Genomic DNA, 16684 nt, shown 5'->3' with positions numbered 1-16684 from the left:
GACCGCCCTGGCCCCCGTGCGCCCGCGCACCTCGGAGATCCCCTTCTTCTCGACCGTGACCGGTGACTGGCTGGACACCGCCGCTCTGGACGCCGCGTACTGGTACCGGAACCTGCGCCGGACCGTGCGCTTCGGCCCCGCCGTGGCCGCCCTGCTCGACCAGGGCCACCAGGTCTTCGTGGAGAGCAGCCCGCACACCGTGCTGACCATGGCCGTCCAGGCAGTCGCCGAGGACACCGGACACCGGGCCGCCGCCATCGGCAGCCTGCGCCGCGACAAGGGCGACACGCAGCGCTTCCTGACCTCCGTGGCCGAGGCGTTCGTCCGCGGCGCGCGGGTGGACTGGAGCCGCGCCTTCGCGGACACCGACGCACGCCGCGTCGCCCTGCCCACGTACGCCTTCCAGCGCGAGCACCTGTGGGCACTGCCCGGCAAGCCGCGCACGACGGGCGAGGAGGATCCGGCGGACGCCGCGTTCTGGACCGCCGTCGAGGAGTCGGACGTCGAGTCGCTGGCCGCCGGGCTGCGGATGGCGGAGTCCGAGCTCACCCCGCTGCTGCCCGCGCTCGCCGGCTGGCGACGCCGCAGCCGGGACCGCGCGGCCGTGGACGCCTGGCGCTACCGCGCCGCGTGGAAGCCCCTCGGCGGACTGCCCCCCGCCCGCCTCACCGGGACCTGGCTCGTCGTCGCCACCGCCGACGCCCCGGCCGACGCCGACGTCACCGAAGCCCTGACGTCCGCCGGGGCCGACGTACGGCACCTGGTGCTGGACGACGCGTGCGCCGACCGGGCCGTGCTCGCCGAGCGGCTGGCCGCCGGGATCGCCGCCCCGGCCGAGGACGGCACGTGCCTGACCGGCATCGTCTCACTTCTCGCCGCCGACGAGGCCCCGGGCCGGGCCGTGCCCGCGCTCACCACCGGGCTCGCCCTGACGCTCTCCCTCGTGCAGGCCCTCGGCGACGCGGGCATCGGCGCACCCCTGTGGTGCGTCACCCGGGGAGCGGTGTCCACCGGACGCGCGGACCGGCTCGCCCGCCCCGTCCAGGCCCAGATCCACGGCCTGGGCTGGACCGCCGCCCTGGAGCACCCCGACCGCTGGGGCGGCGTCGTCGACCTGCCCGAGACCCCGCTGGACGCGCGCGGTCGCGAACGGCTCGCCGCCGTCCTCGGCGGCACGACCGGCGAGGACCAACTCGCCCTGCGCGCCACCGGGGTCCTGGCCCGACGCATCGCCCGTGCCGCCACGAGCGGCGACCTCGGCGGGGGCGCCTGGCGCCCGCGCGGCACCACCGTGATCACCGGAGGTACCGGCACCCTCGCCCCGCACCTGGCCCGCTGGCTCGCCGGACAGGGCGCCGAGCACCTCGTGCTCACCAGCCGACGCGGTGCCGACGCACCCGGAACCGCCGAACTCGTCGCGGAACTGCGGGAGTCGGGTTGCGAGGCAGAGTTCCGCAGCTGCGACCTCACCGACCGTGCGGCCGTCGCCGCCCTCCTGGAGGGACTGACGGCGGAGGGCCGCACGGTGCGCAACGTCGTGCACACCGCCGCCGTCATCGAACTGGCCTCCCTCGCGGAGACGAGCCCCGAGGCGTTCGCCAAGGTCGTCGACGCCAAGGTCAGCGGCGCCCGGCACCTGGACGAACTCCTCGACGACGACCAGCTCGACGCGTTCGTCCTGTACTCCTCCACCGCAGGCATGTGGGGCAGCGGCCGGCACGCCGCCTACGTCACCGCGAACGCCTACCTCAACGCGCTCGCCGAGCACCGCCGGGCCCGCGGCGCCCGCGCCACCGCCGTCTCCTGGGGCATCTGGTCCGACGACCTGAAGCTCGGCCGCGTCGACCCCGGCCAGATCCGGCGCAGCGGCCTGAACTTCATGGACCCGCAGCTGGCCCTCACCGGGCTGCGCCAGGCCCTCGCCGAGGACGCGCCCGTCGTCACCGTCGCCGACATCGACTGGGACCGCTACCACCCGGTGTTCACCTCGGGACGGCCCACGGCCCTGTTCGAGGACATCGCCGAGGTGGCGAAGCTGGCACAGCGAGCGTCCGAACGGCCCTCCGGCGACAGCGAGTTCATCGCCCGACTGCGCACGATGCCCGCCGTCGAGCAGGACCGGGCGCTGCTGGACCTCGTCCGCGCCGAGGCGGCCATCGCCCTCGGGCACGCCTCCCCGGACGTGCTGTCCGAGCAGCGGGCGTTCCGCGACGTCGGCTTCGACTCGCTGACCGCCGTGGACCTGCGCAACCGGCTGGCCGCCGTCACCGGCCTCACCCTGCCCAGCACGATGGTCTTCGACTACCCCAACCCGCTCTCCCTGGTCGAGTTCCTGCGGACGCAGGTCGTCGGCGCCGAGACCGCTGCCCCGGCCCCGGCAGCCGTGGCCGCGTCCGCGTCCGCGCACGGCGACGACGACGCCATCGCGGTGATCGGCATGAGCTGCCGCTACCCGGGCGGCGTCGCCTCGCCGGAGGACCTGTGGCGGCTCGTCACCGCCGCAGGCGACGCCACCGGCGAGTTCCCCCTCGACCGGGGCTGGGACGCCGAAGGGCTCTACGACCCCGACCCGGACCGGCCCGGCAAGACGTACTCGACGCGCGGCGGCTTCCTGGACTCCGCCACCGAGTTCGACGCGGCCTTCTTCGGCATCTCGCCGCGCGAGGCCCTGTCGATGGACCCGCAGCAGCGGCTGCTGCTGGAGACCTCCTGGGAGGCCCTGGAGCGCGCCGGGATCGACCCGGCCGCGCTGCGCGGCAGCCGCACCGGCACCTTCATCGGCGCCAGCTACCAGGACTACACCTCCGGCGGCTCCGCCCAGGACGGCGCCGAGGGCCACCTGGTCACCGGCACCGTGCCGTCCGTCCTGTCCGGCCGGATCTCCTACACCTTCGGCTTCGAGGGCCCCGCCGTCACCCTCGACACGGCCTGCTCGTCCTCGCTGGTGGCGCTGCACCTGGCCTGCCAGTCGCTGCGCGGCGGCGAGTCCACGCTCGCCCTCGCCGGCGGCGTCAGCATCATGGCCACGCCGAACGCCTTCGTCGGATTCAGCCGCCAGCGCGCCATGGCCGTCGACGGCCGCTGCAAGCCGTACGCGGAGGCCGCCGACGGCATGAGCCTGGCGGAGGGCGTCGGCCTGGTCCTCGTCGAGCGGCTGTCGGACGCGCTGGCCAACGGCCACCGGGTGCTGGCCGTCATCCGTGGCTCGGCCGTGAACCAGGACGGCGCGTCCAACGGACTGACCGCGCCCAACGGCCCCTCCCAGCAACGCGTCATCCGCCAGGCGCTCGCCAACTCGGGCGTCCGCGCCGCCGAGATCGACGCCGTCGAAGGACACGGCACCGGCACCCGCCTCGGCGACCCCATCGAGGCCCAGGCGCTGCTCGCCACCTACGGCCAGGACCGCGACGCCGCACAGCCGCTGCTGCTCGGCTCGGTGAAGTCCAACATCGGCCACACCCAGATGGCCTCCGGCGTGGCGAGCGTCATCAAAATGGTCATGGCGATGCGGCACGGCACACTGCCCCCGAGCCTGCACATCGACCGGCCCTCCAGCCACGTGGACTGGACGTCCGGCGCGATCGAGCTGCTGACCGGCGAACGGGACTGGCCGCGCACCGGCCGTCCGCGCCGCGCAGCCGTCTCCTCCTTCGGCCTCAGCGGCACCAACGTCCACACGGTCCTGGAACAGGCCCCGGCCGACGAACCCGCAGAGTCCGCCGAGCCCAAGACCCCCGAGACCCCCGAGACCGCACCGACCCACGGGGTGGTCCCCCTCGTGCTGTCCGGCCGCACCGAGGCCGCACTGCGCGCCCAGGCCGGCCGCCTGCTCGACACGCTCGCCGACCGGCCGGCCGAACTGCCCGCCCTGGGACGCGCCCTGGCCACCGGCCGCGCCGCCCTGGAACACCGGGCCGCCGTGGTCACCGACACGCACGAGGAGTGCGTACGGGCCCTGACCGCACTGCGCGACGGGCTGCCGGACGCCGCCCTGCTGACCTCACGTGCCGCCGCGCGCTCGCGCACCGCGTTCCTCTTCACCGGTCAGGGCTCGCAGCGACCCGGCGCGGGCCGCGAACTGTACGACCGGTACCCGGTGTTCGCCGACGCGCTGGACGCCGTACTGGCCCGCTTCGACCTCGAACTGGAACAGCCCCTGCGCGAGGTGATGTTCGCCGCACCCGACAGCGCCGAGGCCGCGCTGCTCGACGACACGGCGTACACCCAGCCCGCCCTGTTCGCCCTGGCGGTGGCACTGCACCGGCTCGTCGAATCCTGGGGCGTACGGCCCGACCACCTGGCCGGGCACTCCATCGGCGAACTCGCCGCCGCCCACGTCGCCGGGGTGTTCTCGCTGGAGGACGCCTGCACGCTGGTCGCCGCACGCGGCCGGCTGATGTCGGCGCTGCCCACCGGGGGCGCGATGGTCTCCGTGGAGGCCACGGAGGAGGAGATGCTGCCGCTGCTGGCCGGCCACGAGGACCGGATGGCGCTCGCGGCCGTCAACGGCCCCCGCTCACTGGTCCTGTCCGGCGACGAGGAACCGGTTCTGGAACTCGCCGAGCGCTTCGCCGCGCAGGGCCGCCGGACCAGGCGGCTGCGGGTCGGCCACGCCTTCCACTCGCCGCACATGGCGCCGATGCTGGACGCCTTCGCCCGCACCGCACGGAAGATCACCTACCACGCGCCGACGATCGCGCTGGTGTCGACCGTGACCGGCGAGATCGCCGATCCCGAGCAGCTGTGCACCCCGGCGTACTGGGTCGAGCAGGTGCGTGCCACGGTGCGGTTCGCCGACGCCGCCCGCCGCCTCGCCGCACTGGACACCACCGTGTTCCTGGAACTCGGCCCGGACGCCGTACTGAGCGGCGCGGCCCGGGAGTCCGTGACCGACGAGCGCCGCACCGTCGTACCGGCCCTGCGCCGGGACCGCGCGGAGACCCCGGCGCTGGTCGGCGCCCTGGCGCGGCTGCACACGAGCGGCGCACGCGTCGACTGGTCCGCGTTCTTCCCCGGCAGCGGGCGCGACGACTTCGAGGGCCTGCCGACGTACGCCTTCCAGCGCCGGCGGTACTGGCCGGAGGCGAGCCCCGCGGGTACCGCCGGGAGGGCCGAGGACCCGGTGGACTCGGCGTTCTGGGCGGCCGTGGAGCGGGCCGATCTGCCCGCGCTCGGCGCCGACCTCGGCCTGGACGACGCCACGCTGACTGCCGTCGTGCCCGCCCTCACCTCGTGGCGGCGCAAGCACCGCGCCGCGTCCACCGTCGACGGCTGGCGCTACGCCGGCACCTGGAAGCCGCTGCCCGCCGCCCCGGGCACGCCCACCGCGCTCACCGGGGCCTGGCTCTGCCTGGTGCCTGCCGACGGGGAGCACGGCGCGGAACTGCTCCACCGGCTCGGCGGCGAGCGGATCACCCTCACCGTGCCGCCGGGCGAGACGCGCGGCACGCTCGCCGAGCGGCTGCGTGAACGCGCCACCGAAAGCGGCGGATTCACCGGAGTCCTTTCCCTCCTGGCGCTCCAGGACGAGGGCCTGCTGCCGACGGCCACCGCCGTCCAGGCCCTCGGCGACGCCGGGATCGACGCCCCGCTGTGGTGCCTGACCCGGGGCGCGGTCAGCATCGGCCGCTCCGACCGGCTCGCCGACCCCGACCAGGCCGCCGTCTGGGGACTGGGACGCAGCGCGGCCCTGGAACACCCCGGGCGCTGGGGCGGGCTCATCGACCTGCCGGAAGTCCTGGACGAGCCCGCCGCGCAGCGGATCGCGGGACTGCTCACGCGGGAGGAAGCCCCCGTTGGTTCCGGTGGGACGGGTGGGATCGGTGCCACGCGCGGCAGCGGCTTCGGCGGCGAGGACCAGGTGGCCGTGCGCGCCGCGGGTCTCTACGCCCGTCGGCTGACCCGCCTCCCGGCAGCCGACCCCGTGGACGCCCGCCCGTACGCTCCCCGCGGAACCGTCCTGATCACCGGCGGCACCGGCGGCGTCGGCGCGCACGTCGCCCGACGGCTCGCCGCCCGCGGCGCGGCCCACCTGCTGCTCGTCGGCCGACGCGGCGCCGACGCGCCCGGAGCCGCGGAACTCGCCGCACGGATACGCGAGTCGGGCACCGAGGTCACCCTGGCCGCCTGCGACGTCGCCGACCGCGACGCGCTGGCCCGCGTCCTGGCCGACGTACCGGAACACCTGCCGCTGACGGCGGTCTTCCACGCGGCCGGCGTGGTCGAGGACGGCGTCCTCGACACCCTCACCCCGCAGGCGTTCGCCGCCGTGCTCGGCCCGAAGGCCACGGCCGCGCGGCACCTGCACGAGCTGACCCGCGACACGGACCTGGACGCCTTCGTGCTGTTCTCGTCCACCGCGGCGAGTCTCGGCGCGGCCGGGCAGGCCAACTACGCCGCCGCCAACGCCTTCCTGGACGCCTTCGCCGAGCACCGGCGCGGGCAGGGCCTGCCCGCCGTCTCCCTCGCCTGGGGCCCGTGGGCCGGCACCGGCATGGCCGGCGGCGGAACCGGCATCGGGGCCAGGGTCCGCCGCGGCGGCTACACGCCCATGGCACCGGAGCTGGCACTCGACGCGCTGACCCGCGCCCTGGACCACACCGGCCCGGCCGCCCTGACCGTCGCGGACATCGACTGGATCCGGTTCGCCCAGGTCTTCACCGCGACGCGGCCCCACCCGCTGATCTCCGACCTCGCCGCGCCCCCGACCGCCGCGACGGCGGCCCGGACCGCGGCCGGGGAGGAGAACGGCCTGCGGCAGCGGCTCACCGCCCTGCCCGCGGCCGGTCGCGCCAAGTTCGTGCTGGACTTCCTGCGGGCCCAGGTGGCGGCCGTGCTCGGCCACGCCGACGCCGTGGCCGTCGACGCCGACCAGGCGTTCACCGACCTCGGCTTCGACTCGCTGACCATCGTCGAACTGCGCAACACCCTCAGCGCGACCACCGGCCTGGCACTGCCCGCCACTCTCGTCTACGACCACCCGACCCCGCAGGACCTCGCCGCGCACCTGCTCACCGAGCTGCTGGGCGACGAGGAACCGCAGGACCGGCTCCCGGCGGCCCCCGCGGCGGCGTCCGCCACGGACCGGGACCCGATCGTGATCGTCGGCATGGGCTGCCGGTTCCCGGGCGGCATCGCCTCGCCCGAGGACCTGTGGCGGCTCCTCGCGAACGGCGAGGACGCCATCTCGGCCTTCCCCACCGACCGCGGCTGGGACCTCGACTCCCTCGGCCGGGGCGGCTCCGCCACCCTGGAAGGCGGCTTCCTGGACGGCGTCGGCCGGTTCGACGCCCGCTTCTTCGGCATCTCCCCGCGCGAGGCCCTCGCCATGGACCCGCAGCAGCGCCTGCTCCTGGAGACCTCCTGGGAGGCGCTGGAGCGGGCCGGGATCGCCCCCGACTCGCTGCGCGCCAGCGCCACCGGTGTGTTCATCGGAACCAACGGCCAGGACTACACCTCCGTCCTGCGTCGCGGCGCCTCCGACGTCCAGGGCCACGTCGCCACCGGCAACACCGCCAGCGTGATGTCCGGCAGGCTCTCCTACACCCTGGGCCTGGAGGGGCCCGCCGTCACCGTCGACACCGCCTGCTCCTCCTCCCTCGTCGCCCTCCACCTCGGCGTGCGCGCCCTGCGCGGCGGCGAATGCTCCCTGGTCCTCGCCGGTGGCGTCTCGGTGATGTCGAGCCCCGACTCGTTCGTCGAGTTCTCCGCCCAGGGCGGTCTCGCCCCCGACGGCCGCTGCAAGGCCTTCGCCGACACCGCCGACGGCACCTCCTGGTCGGAGGGCGCGGGCGTCCTCGTCCTGGAGCGCCTCTCCGACGCCCGACGCCACGGCCACACCGTCCTCGCCGTGCTGCGCGGCACCGCCGTCAACCAGGACGGCGCCAGCAACGGACTGACCGCACCCAACGGGCGCGCCCAGCAACGCGTCATCCGCCACGCACTGGCCGACGCGGGCCTCGCGCCCGCCGAGGTCGACGCCGTGGAGGCACACGGCACGGGGACTCCGCTCGGCGACCCGATCGAAGCCGGCGCGCTCATGGCCGCGTACGGCAAGGACCGCGAACGGCCGCTGCTCCTCGGCACGGTCAAGTCCAACCTCGGTCACACCCAGGCCGCCGCGGGCATGGCCGGCGTCATCAAGATGGTCATGGCCATGCGTCACGGAGTGCTCCCGCGCACCCTGCACGTGGACACTCCGTCCACCCACGTGGAGTGGGCCGACGAAGCCGTCGTCCTCGTCCGCGAGGAACAGGACTGGCCCCGCACCGGGCGCCCGCGCAGGTCGGGCGTGTCCGCCTTCGGCGTCAGCGGCACCAACGCGCACGTGATCGTGGAACAGACACCGCCCGCCCCCGACCCGGAACCGGCCGCGGTCGCGCCGTCGGTCGCACCGTGGGTGGTCTCCGGCAAGTCCCCGGCCGCACTCGACGCGCAGCTCGCACGGCTGGCCGGGACGGCGGAGTCGGCGACGGACGTCGGCTTCTCGCTCGCCGCCGGGCGTACCCACCTCGCGCACCGGGCCGTGCTCGTGGCGGGTACGGAGATCGCCAGGGGAACGGCCGCCGAGCGGTCCCTCGCGGTGCTCTTCTCCGGCCAGGGCTCCCAGCGGCCGGGCATGGGACGCGAACTGTACGCCCGCTTCCCGGCGTTCGCCGCGGCCTTCGACGCCGCCTGCGCCGGGCTGGACCAGGAACTGGACCGGCCGCTGCGCGACGTCGTCTGGGGCACGGACCCGGCCCTGGCCGACCGTACGCAGTACGCGCAGGCCGGGCTGTTCGCGGTCGAGGTCGCGCTGTACCGGCTGGCCGAATCACTGGGTGTGCAGCCCGACTTCGTCGCCGGCCACTCGATAGGCGAGGTGACGGCGGCCCATGTCTCGGGCGTCCTCACGCTCGCCGACGCGTGCACCCTGGTGGCTGCGCGCGGCAGGCTGATGGAGGCCCTGCCCGAGGGCGGCGCGATGGCCGCGCTCCAGGCGGCGGAGGACGAGGTCGAGCCCCTGCTCGGTGACGTCGTCTCCCTCGCCGCCGTGAACGGACCGGACTCGGTGGTCGTCTCCGGAGCGGCCGACGCGGTGGAGGCCGTACGCGCCGAGTTCGCCGCGCGGGGGCGCAGGACGACCCGACTGCGGGTCTCGCACGCCTTCCACTCGCCGCTCATGGAACCGATGCTGGGCGCCTTCCGGCAGGTCGTCTCCCGGCTGTCCTTCGCCGCGCCGCTGCTGCCACTCGTCTCGAACGTGACGGGCGCGCTCGCGACGGCGGAGCTGCTGGGCGACCCCGAGTACTGGGTGCGGCACGTCCGCGAGACCGTCCGGTTCGCCGACGGGGTCCGCGCCCTCGGCGAGGCAGGGGCCGACGCCTTCCTCGAACTGGGCCCGGACGGCGTCCTGGCCGCACTCGCCGAGCAGAACCTCACCGGCGCCGGCCACGTGTTCACCCCGACCCTGCGCGGCGGGCGCCCCGAGGAGGCGGCCCTCGTCACCGGCCTGGCACGACTGCACGTCAGCGGCGTACGGGTCGACTGGACCCGCCTGTACGACGGCACCGGCGCCCGGCGCACCGACGTGCCCACCTACCCCTTCCAGCGGGAGCAGTACTGGCCCGAGCCCGCGGCCCTGCCCGCGCCGGGACGCGCCGCGCGGGAACAGCAGGCGTACGACGCCGACTTCTGGGCCGCGGTGGAGCGGGGCGATCTGCCCGCGCTCTCCGCCACCCTGGGCCTGGCCGAGGACGAGACGGCGCTGACCGCGCTCCTCCCCGCCCTGTCCGCCTGGCGTCGCGGCCTCGACGAGAGCACGGTGGTGGACGGCTGGCGCTACCGGACCACCTGGAAGCCGCTCGGCACGACCCCGGCCGACACCCTCGACGGCACCTGGCTGGCACTCGTACCGGAGAACTGCCCGGACGACCCGTGGGCGGCCGGGATCGTGGACGCCCTGGGACCGGACGCGGTACGCGTCGCGGTCGACCCGGCCGACGCCGAGCGACTCGCGGCACGACTGGCGGGGCTCGGCCGACGGTTCGACGGCGTGCTGTCCCTGCTGTCCTCCTCGTCACCGCTGCCCGACGCCCTGACGGCAGCCCTCGCCGAGGCCGGTGTGGAGGCCCCGCTGTGGTGGGTCACCCGTGGGGCGGTGGCTGTGGGCCGTGCCGACGCGCCCGCCGATCCGGCGCAGGCCGCCGGGTGGGGACTCGGCCGCGTCATCGCACTCGAACACCCGCAGCTTTGGGGCGGGCTGCTCGACGTGACCGGGATTCCCGACGCGCGAACAGCCGCCCGCCTGCGCGCTCTCCTCGCCGCCGGCCCCGGAGGCGAGGACCAGCTGGCGCTGCGTCCGTCCGGCGTCTACGCCCGCCGTCTCGTACGCTCGGCCCCCGACCCGGCCGCAGAGGTCTGGACGCCCTCCGGCACCGTACTGGTCCTCGGCGACGCCGACGGTTTCGGCGGGCACACCGCCCGCTGGCTGGCCCGCCGCGGCGCGGCCCACGTGCTGCTCATCGGCACGAGCGAACCGGACGCCACCGGCGCCCCCGGCGTCGCCGCCGAACTCGGAGACGAACTGGCCCGGTCCGGAGCCACGCTCACCCTGGCCGCCCTCGCCCCCCACGACCGCGCCGCGCTCACCCAGGCACTGTCCGCGATCCCCGCGGACCAGCCGCTCAACTCGGTGATCCACACCGGGTACGGCGTCGGCGTGAAGGGCCCCGAGCAGGTGCGGACCGCGATGGAGACCCTGGAGGCGGCACTCGAAGAGGCCCTCGGCGAAAGGGAGTTGGACGCCTTCGTCCTGTTCGCCTCGATCGCCGGTGTGTGGGGCGTACGCGGCCAGGAGCAGGGAGCCGCGGCGAGTGCCTGGCTCGACGCCTACGCCGAGCGCCGCCGCGCCGAAGGCCACCCCGCTCTCGCCGTGGCCTGGGGAGCCTGGACCGGACTCACCGGCGCCTCTCTCGACCGGCACCTCAGGCTCAGCGGACTGCCCGCGATGGACCCCGACCGGGCCCTCGCCGCCATGCTGCGGGCCACCGGCGACGCCGCGGCGTCCGTCATCGTCGCGGACGTGGAGTGGGAACGCTTCGCGCCCGCCTTCGGACAGACCCGGCCGAGCAGCCTGTTCACCGAACTCCCCGAGGTGCGCGAGGCTTCTGCGCCCGCCGAAGGACGGACCGCGGGCGTGCCCGCCGACCCCGCGACGGGCACGGGCGCCGCCGCCGCGCTGCGCGCGGAACTCCTGGCGAGGCCCGGGGGCGCCGAGCGCGACGAGGTGCTGCTGGCCCTCGTACGCCGGGAGGTGGCGGCCGTGCTCGGCTACGGGGACGCCGAGGCCATCCCCGTGGACCAGGCGTTCAAGGACCTCGGCTTCGACTCGCTGACCGCCGTGGACCTGCGCAACCAACTGGGCCGGGCGACCGGCCTGACCCTGCCGGCCACCCTCGCCTTCGACCACCCGACCCCGACGGCACTCGCCGCGCAACTGCGCGCGGAACTGCTGGAGGAGGCGGAGGAGCCCGCTCCCGCCGACACGGCCGCCACCGCCGTCGGCGCGACCGGCGACACCGCCGACGACCCGATCGTCGTCGTCGGCATGAGCTGCCGCTACCCCGGCGGCGTCCAGTCCCCCGAGGACCTGTGGGAGCTGCTGCGCGCCGAGGTCGACGCCATCGGCGACTTCCCCGCCGACCGGGGCTGGGACCTGGAGCGCCTCGCCCACGGCGACGAGGAAGGACGCGGCCGCAGCGTCACCCGGAGCGGCGGCTTCCTCTACGACGTCGCCGACTTCGACGCCGCCTTCTTCGGCATCTCGCCGCGCGAGGCGCTGATCGTCGACCCGCAGCAGCGGATCGTGCTGGAAGCGGCCTGGGAGGCACTGGAACGCACCGGCGTGGACCCGCACACCCTGCGCGGCGGCGACACCGGCGTCTTCTTCGGCGGCGGCAGCGGCGACTACCGGCCCGCCATCGGCCAGATCGGCCATGTCGAGACCGCCCAGTCCGCCAGCCTGCTGTCCGGCCGGCTCTCCTACACCCTGGGCCTGGAAGGGCCCTCGGTGACCGTGGACACCGCCTGCTCGTCCTCGCTGGTCGCCCTGCACCTGGCCGCGCAGGCACTGCGGGCGGGGGAGTGCTCCATGGCGCTGGCGGGCGGCGTGACCGTCATGTCCAGCCCCGTCGGGTTCGTCGAGTTCGGCGAGATGGGCGCGCTGTCCCCGGACGGCCGCTGCCGGGCCTTCGCCGACTCGGCGAACGGCACCGGCTGGTCGGAGGGTGTCGGCGTACTCGTCGTCGAACGCCTCTCCGACGCCCGCCGGAACGGCCACGACGTGCTCGCCGTCCTGCGCGGCTCCGCGGTCAACCAGGACGGCGCGAGCAACGGACTCACCGCACCCAACGGCCCGTCCCAGCGCCGCGTCATCCGGCGCGCCCTGGCCAACGCCCGGCTGACCGCCGCCGAGGTGGACGCCGTCGAGGCGCACGGCACCGGCACCAAGCTGGGCGACCCGATCGAGGCGCAGGCGCTGCTTGCCACGTACGGCCGGGACCGGGACGCGGCCCGGCCGCTGCTCCTCGGCGCGGTCAAGTCCAACATCGGGCACACGCAGGCCGCCGCGGGCGTCGCCGGAGTGATCAAGATGATCATGGCGATGCGGCACGGCGTCCTGCCGAAGACCCTCCACCTGGACGCGCCGTCCTCGCACGTCGACTGGGCGTCCGGCGCGGTCGACCTCCTCACCGAGGCGACCTCCTGGCCGCACACCGGCCGCCCGCGCCGCGCCGGCGTCTCCTCCTTCGGTGCCAGTGGCACCAACGCCCACGTGATCCTGGAACAGGCAACCGACCCCATGCAGGACGAACCCCTCGCCGCGATCCGGCAGTCGCCGGAGCCGGCCACCCTCGGCGCGACGTCCGCCACCGCCGCCGACCCGACGCCCGTACCCGCCCCCACCCGTACGACTCCCGCCCGCGTCCCCGTCCCGGTGTCCGCCACCACCCCCGAGGCACTGCGGGCCCAGGCCGCCCGCCTGCACGCCCACCTCAGCGAACGGCCCGCCCTCGCGGTCGCCGACCTCGGGTACTCGCTGGCGACCACCCGCTCCTCCTTCGACCACCGGGCCACCCTCCTCGCCGGCGACCGGGACGAACTCCTGGCCGGGCTCAAGGCGCTCGCCGACGGCCGCACCGGACCGCACGTACTGCGCGGCGAGGCCGCCGCCCGCAGCCGGAAGACCGCGTTCCTGTTCTCCGGCCAGGGCGCCCAGCGCCCCGGCGCGGGACGCGAACTCCACGCCGCACAACCGGTGTTCGCCCGCGCCCTCGACGAAGTGACCGCACGGTTCGACCTGGAACTGGACCGGCCGCTGCGCGAGATCCTGTTCGCCGAGCAGGGCGCCCCGGAGGCCGCCCTGCTCGACCGCACGGGGTACACCCAGCCGGCCCTCTTCGCCATCGAGGTGGCCCTCTACCGGCTCGTCGAGTCCTGGGGCCTGCGCCCCGACTTCGTCGCCGGGCACTCCATCGGTGAGATCGCCGCCGCCCACGTGGCGGGGGTGTTCTCCCTGGACGACGCCTGCGCCCTGGTGGCCGCTCGGGCCCGGCTGATGGCCGCACTGCCCGCGGGCGGCGCGATGGCCGCCCTCCAGGCGACCGAGGACGAGGTCCGCGAACGCCTCGCGGCGGCCGGGCACGGGAGGGTGTCGGTGGCGGCGGTGAACGGCCCCCGGGCCGTCGTCGTCGCAGGTGACGAGGACGCCGTGGACCTGATCGCCCGGGGCTTCGCCGACGCCGGCCGCAAGACTAGGCGTTTGCGGGTCAGCCATGCATTTCACTCCGTGCACATGGACGCCATGCTCGACGACTTCGCACGGGTGGCCCGGGGCATCGCCTACGCCGCCCCGAGTCTTCCGCTGGTGTCGAACCTGACCGGGGAGCCCGCCGACGCCGAGCTGATGTGCACCCCCGAGTACTGGGTGCGGCACGTCCGCGAGACCGTCAGGTTCGGCGACGGCCTGCGCGCCCTCGCCGACCGCGGAGTCACCCGCTTCCTCGAACTCGGGCCGGACGCCACCCTGTCGGCCCTGGCCCAGGACGTCGACGGCACGCCGCGGGCCGCCGAGGTGACCGCCGTGCCGGCCCTGCGCAAGGGGCGGGCCGAGCAGGACACCCTCCTCGCGGCCGTCGCCCGGCTGCACGTCGCAGGCTGCGCCCCGCGCTGGCCGGCCGTCTTCGAGGGCACCGGAGCACGCCGGGTGCCGCTGCCGACGTACGCCTTCCAGCGCGAGCGGTACTGGGCCCACCGGAGCCCGGTCGTGGCGACCGAAGCGGCCGGCGAGGTCGCCGCCGTCGCCGCGGGAACGGACGACGCCTTCTGGAGCGCCGTACGCTCCGAGGCGTTCGACTCGCTCGCCGGGACCCTCGACGTCGACAGCGACGCGCTGTCCAAGGTGCTGCCCGCCCTCGACGACTGGCGTCGCCGACGTGCCGAGGAGACCACCGTCGACGGCTGGCGCCAGCACATCACCTGGCAGCCGCTCGCGGGCACCGTCGACCGCGCCACCCCGCCGACGGGCACCAGGGGCCGCCCGGCCCCGCCCGTCGGGACCTGGCTCGCCGTCCTGCCCGCCGCGCGTGCCGCAGACCCCTGGACCCAGGCCCTCCTGGACCGCCTGGGCCCGGACACCGTCCGCTTCGAGATCGTCCCGGACGTCGACGCCGATCGGGAACGGATGGCGAAGGGGCTGAGTGAACTGCGCCCCGCCGGAGCACAGTTCGCCGGAATCGTCTCCCTCCTCGCGCTCGAAGGGAGCGCCGACGTCGCCCGGGGCGCGGCGCTGACCGCCACCCTCCTCCAGGCCCTCGGCGACGCCGGGCTGACCGCACCCCTGTGGTGCGTCACCAGGGGCGCGGTCGCCGTGACCCCCGGCGAGCCCGTACCGGGTCTCGCGCAGGCGGCAGTCTGGGGCCTGGGCCGCGTGGCCGCCCTCGAACACCCGCAGCGCTGGGCCGGACTGATCGACCTTCCGGCCGCCGACGTGACCGACGCCACGGATGCCGAAGCCCACGTGTCCGACGCGACGGAGGCCGACACCGCGGCCCTCGCCCGGCTGACCGCCTTCCTCGCCGCACCGGACGGGGAGGACCAGGTCGCGATCCGGTCCGGGACGCTGCACGGCCGCAGGCTGAGCCCGCTCCCCGCCGACCGTACGACCGGCACAGCACACACCCCGGGCACGACCGGCACGGCGACCGCCCCGAGCGCGACCGCCACACCGCCCACCCGCGCCTGGGACCCCGAAGGCACCGTCCTCATCACCGGCGGCACCGGAGCCCTCGGCGCGCACGTGGCCCGCCGCCTGGCCGTCGCCGGAGCACGTCACCTGGTCCTGCTCAGCCGCAGCGGCCCGGACGCCCCGGGCGCCGACGCCCTGCGCGCCGAACTGACCGAAGCGGGCGCCGAGGTCACCCTCACCGCCTGCGACGCCGCCGACCGCCAGGCACTGGAGGCCGTCCTCGCGGCCCTTCCCGACCGCGCGCCGCTGACCGCCGTCATCCACGCCGCCGGCGTACTCGACGACGCGGTCATCGACAGCCTCACCCCGGACCGGTTCGCCGCCGTGTTCCACGCCAAGGTCACCTCGGCGCTGCTCCTCGACGAACTCACCCGGGACCTGGACCTGGCCGTGTTCGCCCTCTTCGCTTCGGCCTCGGCATCCGTCGGCAACCCGGGCCAGGGCAACTACGCGGCAGCCAACGCCGTCCTCGACGCCCTCGCCGAACAGCGCCGTTCCCGCGGCCTCGCCGCCACCTCCCTCGCCTGGGGGGCCTGGGGCGGCGCGGGCATGGCGTCCGCCGACCGGGCCACCGGGGCCGCCCACCGGGCCGGCATCCGGCCCCTGGACCCGGACCTGGCCGTCACGGCGCTGCGCCGCGCCGTCATGGAGCCCGAGCCGATCACCGTCATCTCCGACGTCGAACCCGACCGCTTCGTCCGCGCCTTCACGGCCGTACGCCCCAGCAGGCTGCTCGACAACCTCGCCGTGCCGCAGGCACCGGAGGCACCCGGCGGGACGGCGGTCCCACAACAGCGCGCCGAACTGACCGCGCTGCCCGGGGCCAGGCGCGAGGCCGCCGTGCTCCAGCTGGTGCGCACCCGCGCCGCCGAGGTCCTCGGACTGGGCGGAAGCACGGCGGTCGGCCCGGAGAAGGCGTTCCGCGATCTCGGCTTCGACTCGCTCGGCGCGGTGGAGCTGCGCAACCAGCTCACCGCGGCCACCGGGCTCGAACTGTCCGCCACCCTCGTCTTCGACCACCCCACCCCGGCCGAACTCGCCGAGCACATCACCCGGCGGCTCGACCCGGCGACGGCCGACGACACGGCCGAACAGCAGGACGTGGACCAGGCACGCCTCCAGAACCTGCTGGCCTCCGTATCGGTCGCCCAACTGCGCCGCATCGGCGTACTGGAGCCGCTGCTGAAGCTCGCCGCCGAGACCGGCCGGGCCGAGGCCCCGACCGAGGAGCGGGGCGAGGGGGCCGCGTACGCCGACTCCATCGACGCGATGGACCTGGACGCGCTGGTCCAGGCGGCCCTGCACACGGGCGCACCCCACCCGGAATCCGACCCCACCCCCCACCCCACGTCCGGTCTCACGGCCGAACCGACCCCGCACGCCGAACCGCAGGACTGA

The 16684-nt window shown here is 75.6% G+C and carries 1 protein-coding gene (cut by a window edge); it reads left to right on the top strand.

The window, feature by feature from the left end; genetic code table 11:
* A protein-coding gene (locus tag ACQPZG_RS07340; protein WP_433545014.1) for a type I polyketide synthase crosses the window boundary here: on the top strand, positions 1-16684 show its 3' portion. 12221 nt of this gene lie to the left of the window's left edge; 16684 of the gene's 28905 nt are visible here — the last part of the coding sequence; the start codon falls outside the window, past its left edge; the stop codon is at positions 16682-16684.

Origin of the sequence: Streptomyces sp. CA-294286, assembly GCF_050947155.1 — a bacterium.
In the GTDB taxonomy this organism is placed as follows: Bacteria; Actinomycetota; Actinomycetes; order Streptomycetales; family Streptomycetaceae; genus Streptomyces.
The sequence above is the reverse complement of the archived record's forward strand: the minus strand, read 5'-3'. Positions and strand labels throughout refer to the sequence as shown.